The sequence below is a fragment of the Bathymodiolus platifrons methanotrophic gill symbiont genome, assembly GCF_002189065.1.
Classification (GTDB): Bacteria; Pseudomonadota; Gammaproteobacteria; order Methylococcales; family Methylomonadaceae; genus Methyloprofundus.
In genome coordinates this window covers 1-5,407 of record NZ_BDMN01000083.1, presented here as the reverse complement: position 1 = coordinate 5,407, position 5,407 = coordinate 1, and the positions used below count along the sequence as shown (strand labels likewise).

The 5,407-nt window shown below is 39.2% G+C and carries 6 protein-coding genes; all 6 read left to right on the top strand.

Features of this window, described 5'->3' with window-relative positions; translation table 11 throughout:
- Window positions 1-966 (top strand): cell envelope integrity protein TolA (gene tolA, locus CDZ78_RS05690; RefSeq protein WP_211200759.1); only part of this gene is annotated, 966 nt, incomplete at its 5' end.
- Window positions 967-1,339: 373 nt separating this feature from the next.
- A complete protein-coding gene (gene tolB, locus CDZ78_RS05685) occupies window positions 1,340-2,647 on the top strand; it encodes a Tol-Pal system beta propeller repeat protein TolB (protein ID WP_307190461.1) in 1,308 nt (435 codons plus the stop codon).
- A gap of 50 nt (window positions 2,648-2,697) precedes the next feature.
- The gene (gene pal / locus CDZ78_RS05680) at window positions 2,698-3,270 is read left to right on the top strand and encodes a peptidoglycan-associated lipoprotein Pal (RefSeq protein ID WP_087869133.1); all 573 of its coding nucleotides are present in this window, start codon (window positions 2,698-2,700) and stop codon (window positions 3,268-3,270) included.
- Window positions 3,270-4,079, top strand: coding sequence for a tol-pal system protein YbgF (gene ybgF / locus CDZ78_RS05675; RefSeq protein ID WP_087869132.1), 810 nt, complete (start codon window positions 3,270-3,272; stop codon window positions 4,077-4,079). Before pal ends, ybgF begins: the two co-directional genes overlap by 1 nt.
- Window positions 4,080-4,084: 5 nt before the next feature.
- Window positions 4,085-4,732 (top strand): 7-carboxy-7-deazaguanine synthase QueE, encoded by a 648-nt coding sequence (gene queE, locus CDZ78_RS05670; RefSeq protein ID WP_087869131.1) that lies wholly within the window; start codon window positions 4,085-4,087, stop codon window positions 4,730-4,732.
- Between the two features lie 82 nt (window positions 4,733-4,814).
- Window positions 4,815-5,234 (top strand): YbaY family lipoprotein, encoded by a 420-nt coding sequence (locus tag CDZ78_RS05665; protein WP_087869130.1) that lies wholly within the window; start codon window positions 4,815-4,817, stop codon window positions 5,232-5,234.
- The last annotated feature ends 173 nt before the right edge of the window (window positions 5,235-5,407 follow it).

Here is a 5,407-nt window from a genome sequence, read left to right as displayed (position 1 = left end):
TCAGCCGTTAAAGAGACTATGCGTAAATATTTCCTTCCCTTCCTACAATCGCTGGCTTTGCATTTAAGTATCATTGCTCTGTTCTTTTTAAATGCATCAATAGAGACTCCCGATCCTTCTGCTAAGCAAAAAAAAGCTCCAGAAATTATTAAAGCAACTATTTTAGATGAGAGTGTTGTTATCGCTAAAGCTAATGAACTGAAGCAGCAGCAAGAGAATAAAAAGCAGTTACAAAAACAACAACGGGATGATTATGCTCGAAAGCTGGAACAAGAAAAGCATCATTTACAGCAATTAAAAGATCAGCGATTACAGGTAGAGAAAGAGGCAAAAAAACTAGCTGAACAACGTCAGGCAGAAGTAAAAAATGAACAGAAAAAATTACAGGATATTAAAAAGAAGCTTGTTTTAGAGCAAAAAAAACAACAGGAAACTGTCAGGAAACGTAAGGCTGAAGAAAAAAAGCGAGCAATAGCAAAGAAACGTAAGGCAGAGGCTAAACGTATTGCAGAAAAAAAACGTCAGGCAGAAGCGGTAAAGCAGGAGGCGGCGCGTAAGGAAGCGGCAAAACAGCAGAAAATAGCAGCAGAAAAAAGACAAAAGGAACAGGAAGAGAAATTACGTGTAGCTGCAGCAAGGGAAGCGGAGCAAAGTAGACAGCGTGCCAAAAATACCAGAATTGCTAAAAAGGCATCGGCCGATGCTAGAGCTTTAATTAAGCGTAAAGTAACACAAAACTGGAATCGGCCAGTTTCTGTATCTGGCAAGTTAAGATGCAAAATTAGAATAGGGCTAATTCCTAGTGGCGATGTTATGTCCGTTGTTGTGGTAGAGAGTAGTGGTAACCAGTTATTTGATGAGTCGGCTGAACGAGCAGTTAGAAAGGCCTCGCCATTACCCGTTCCTAAAGACCCAAATGTTTTTCAAGGATTTAGAAGCTTTAATTTAGAGTTTGCACCAGATTAACAGGCAATGTAAATTACGCTATTAAAAGCGTCGTTTATTTCCTACTGAAGTTTCCCAATAATTATTTATGGTAAAATTGAAACTATGCTACCGCTGTCAGCCCCGGACGGGATGATAGTCTCCAGAAGGCGCAGGGAAATTTGTCAGCATTGTGTATTTCAGCTACTCAATAATTGGGAAACTTCAGTTTCCTATAGTGCGGACTTTAGTCCGCTAATAAATTAAGAAAGAGAGAGCAGGGCTAATACTTTTATAGTATTCAGTCCCCCGCCTTGACAAGGAGGGGCTAGGGGAGGTTTTATTAGATAAGGCTTCTGCTTTTATATACCCTGGATAGTATCGAACTTATAAATGTTTGTTCAAAGAGTGAAAAGTGATTAAATTAATAAAAAAAATACCTGTATTGCTAATATGTTCTCAGCTATTGGCATATAGTCATGTGTTACATGCTGAATTAACCATAGAAATTACAGAGGGCGTACAAAGTGCGCATAAAATAGCGGTTGTTCCTTTTGCTGTACCTCAGGGAGACAAATTAACAACTGATATTGGACAAATAATCAGCCAGGATTTGGCGGGTAGTGGTTATTTTAATGTATTAGCTCGAGAGGAGATGTTGTCCCACCCAACTCGATCCGCCCAGGTTAAGTTCCGTAATTGGGCAGCAATAGGGCAGGATTATCTGGTGATTGGCTTTATCACTAAAGATAATAATCTCTACCATATACAAATGAGCTTGTTTGATGTTTATAAAAAAGAACAATTAAAAGGCTTAAGAATTACCGTTGAAGCTACATCAGTAAATATGGCGGCACATCATTTAAGTGATGCGATCTATCAGAAAATCACAGGAATACCGGGTGTTTTTAGGACACGAATTGCCTATGTCACCAGTGTAGCTAAGGCTCAAAATAAGCATCAATATAACCTACATGTAGCTGATTATGATGGTGCGAATCCGACATCAATTGCACAATCTAAAGAACCTATCATGTCGCCTGCATGGTCGCCTGATGGAGGAAAAATCGCTTACGTATCTTTTGAAAATAAAGTGTCGGAAATTTTTATCCAGACCTTGGCAACAGGAGAGCGAAAAAGTGTTGCTAAATATAAAGGAATTAATGGGTCCCCTGCATGGTCACCAGATGGCAAGCAACTGGCGATTACTTTATCGAAAGATGGTAATTCAGATATTTATATCTTAACTCTAGCTGATTTATCCTTAAGAAAGTTAACCCGCTCCTATGCGATTGATACTGAGGCAGCCTGGTCTCCAGATGGTAAAGAAATACTTTTTACTTCGGATCGTGGTAGTCGGGCGCAGATATATATTATGCCAAGCAATGGTCAGGGTAGCGCGGAGCGAATTTCTTTTGATGGTAATTATAATGCGCGGGGAGCTTTTTCTGCCGATGGTAAAACAGTAGTAATGGTGCAAGGTGCACAAGGAAACTATCGGATAGCAGTATTAGATTTAGCAACGCGTACAAATACAGTATTAACTAATGGCCCATTAGATGAATCACCTGGTTTTTCGCCGAATGGCCAGACTATTATTTATGCCCGGCGCAAAGGACAAAACCAGATTTTATCGACGGTGACACTAGATGGTTTAACCAAACTTGATATACAACATACGACAGGTAATGTTAGGGAGCCAGCGTGGGCATCCCGTAAATAAATTTATACAGATCTCGATATATTTAAAATCTTCAATTAAGGTTTAAAAAAATGAAAATTAATAAAACGGTGATTAGTCTCTTTATTATGCTGGCTTTATTGTCAGGGTGTAGCAAAGATGTGGTAAAAGATGATCTATCTGATAGCACTAACAGTGTTAATGATGGGTCGAATAACGAAACCTATGCTTATAGTGAGGATGGTACAAAAGTAACGGAGCTTAATCTGGATAAAAACTTCAGTGCTGCTGAAGTTTTAATGCAAAGTCCTGAGTTTTTAGATCCAGCAAGCCCATTATCTAAACGGACTATCTACTTTGAATATGATAGTAGCCAGGTCTTAAATGAGTTTATTGCGGTGATAGAAGCGCATGCGCAATATTTAATGACTAACCCGAACCAGCGTATTACCCTTGAGGGACATTCTGATGAGCGAGGAACGAGGGAATACAATATTGCCCTTGCTGAGCAACGTGCAAAGTCAGTCTTTAAAATGTTGAAATTGATTGGTGTTATGGGTAATCAAATTGATATTGTGAGTTACGGGGAAGAAAAGCCAGTAGCACTAGAGCATAATGATGATTCTTATGCACTTAACCGTCGGGTAGAAGTGGTATATAAGTAATGAATAAGTTATGTCTAATAATGGCTATATGTATTTCTAGTACAGTTTATGCCGAGTCCAGAAAATTGCCACCGATTATTAATAACTCAACCTATGCCAATGGTGCCGCTTATTCGGGTCAGGCCTCTTCAAATCAACCTATGCTGGAAATGTTAGTGCGGGTGGAAGCTTTACAGGTTGAAGTGCAGCAATTACGTGGCACAATTGAGCAACAGAACCATGATATCAATAACTTAAAACAGCGTCAGCAAAATATTTATACTGATATGAATATGCGCCTGCAACAACTGGAGACTGGAGCTGGGATATCTATAGACTCTAGCAAATCAGCAGTTTTGTATACACCGGTTAAGCGACAGAATACAACTATCCCAACTCCTGTTCAACGCGCAAAGCCTAAACCAGTAAAAAAAGCAAAGCCAAGATCGAAAGCCGAGGAAAAATCTGCCTTTGATAAGGCATTTACCAGTGTAAAAGATAGCCATTATCAACAGGCTATTAAACAACTCGAACAGTTTTTACGGGACTACCCTAATGGAACATACAGTGATAATGCTTATTTTTGGTTAGGGTCTGTCTATAAGGTTGTCAATGATATTCCCGCAGCTCAGAAAAATTTTGAAGCGGTATACACTCAGTTTCCGAAAAGTGAAAAAGCAGGGATGGCCATGCTTAAGTTAGCTGATATTTACCGGGAAGAAAATGATTCTGCTAAAGCAGTGCAACTATATACGCAAATTACTTCTCAGTATGCAGATAGTACTGCAGCACATATTGCTGAGAAAAAATTACAGAATATAGGTCAGTAACCGTAGTGAAAAGTGATAATTTACGCATCAGTGAGATCTTTTATTCGCTGCAGGGGGAGTCAAGAACAGTTGGTTTGCCCACTATTTTTATTCGCTTAACAGGCTGCCCGTTACGTTGCCAGTACTGTGATACCAGCTATGCTTTTTCTGGTGGAGAAACGCGAAGTATTGCGGATATTCTTGAGCAGCTTAGTCAATATAAAACGCACTATATTACGGTGACTGGTGGTGAACCATTAGCGCAGCCCGCCTGTCTGGAGTTATTGAGGCAATTAGCAGATAAAGACTATTGTGTTTCTCTGGAAACCAGTGGTGCTATTGATATATCAAGTGTTGATGCACGTGTCGTTAAAGTGATGGATTTAAAAACGCCCGCATCGGCAGAAGAGCAGCGTAATCTTTATTCAAACCTGCAATATCTGACTGTAACAGATCAGTTAAAATTTGTTATTTGTAATGCAGAGGACTATGCATGGTCTAAAGCAAAGATTGCTGAATACCAGTTAGAGCGACAATGTGAAATATTATTCTCCCCGTCTATGGGCGAGCAAGATCCAGCAGAATTAGCCGAGTGGATTTTGCGCGATCAATTAGCCGTACGATTTCAATTGCAATTACATAAAATTCTTTGGGGAAATATAGCAGGTAAGTAAGGTTGGAATGATTTTTAGTCGTGTTTGATGGCTAAAAATCGACCGTATATGTGCAGCCTGAACTCTTGAGCAAGGTAAAATAATGAAAATTACGTCTGTATTAAAGTATTTTGTAGTTTTGCTAATCAGTATTACCTCTAATATTCTGGCTGCTGAAGAGAATATTCTCACGGGTAGCGCTTATTATCTTGAACGTATTTTGTTGCCAGAAAATGCAGTATTTGAAGCAACATTAGAAGATGTTTCCTTAATGGATGTTCCAGCTGTTATTCTGGGGAGTGTTACTATTGAACCAGCCGGTCAGATTCCTATTTACTTCGCAATTAAATATAATGCAGATGATATAAAACTGGGCCATCATTACAATGTGCGAGGAAAAATTACAGTTGATGGAAAGTTAAAGTTTATTACCGATACCATGCACCCGGTTTTAAGCAGAAAGGATTCAGGGGAACTGAAGTTAAAGATGATAAGGCTGCAAACAGCTAAAAAGAAAAAATAAGTTTTTAGGAATCAGATTTTAATAAAACACGAAACTTTATGTAGCCCGTATTCCGCAAACTCCATACAGGCTACATTGGAACGTAGACTTTTGGGTAATATTAAATCCGCATTCCTTGACAGGTACTTCACGCAGCCGTTATCGTGCGAAGTATACTTGCTTAATAGCAAGCT